Source organism: Bradyrhizobium sp. NBAIM08, assembly GCF_020193935.1.
GTDB classification, from domain to species: domain Bacteria; phylum Pseudomonadota; class Alphaproteobacteria; order Rhizobiales; family Xanthobacteraceae; genus Bradyrhizobium; species Bradyrhizobium yuanmingense.
In genome coordinates this window covers 1-406 of the sequence record NZ_JADYVR010000917.1, presented here as the reverse complement: position 1 = coordinate 406, position 406 = coordinate 1, and the positions used below count along the sequence as shown (strand labels likewise).

1 protein-coding gene and 1 pseudogene are annotated in these 406 nt (G+C 52.5%); both read right to left on the bottom strand.

The genetic code is table 11. The features are described 5' to 3' along the window. Positions 1-239, bottom strand: a pseudogene (locus I6F37_RS42710) (hypothetical protein); the annotation flags it as partial. Positions 240-249: 10 nt separating this feature from the next. Further along, a partial coding sequence (locus I6F37_RS46910; RefSeq protein WP_251290325.1) for a dihydrodipicolinate synthase family protein occupies positions 250-406 on the bottom strand: 157 nt, incomplete at its 5' end.

Here is a 406-nt window from a genome sequence, read left to right as displayed (position 1 = left end):
GGTTTACCGTCTGCGCCGCGTAAGCCACCGAGTGTACTGAGCAGTAAAATACCGTCCCGATCCAGCTCGTCCGGAGACCAACCCATTCCGGCATTCATGGTCATACCGAACAGATCCCCGCTCGGGCGGTTGATAAGCATCTCTGCGGTTAATGGGAGTTCGCCGTCCGGGCCATCGGCGTGCGTTCTGACGGTGTAAATATCGTGGCTCTCGTCAGCAAAAATATTGCGAACAGACATGAGTTTCTCCTCAGACTGGTAAAATGCCCTGCGCGGTAAGCAGCACGTGGACTTTATCTTTTGCTTCTTCTGATGCTTCAAGAATCGGTGGTAAGCAATATGTCTCTACAGGCAGCCCGACACACTGCATGCTGTATTTGATCAGTGAGACAAACGGTGTTTCGAGG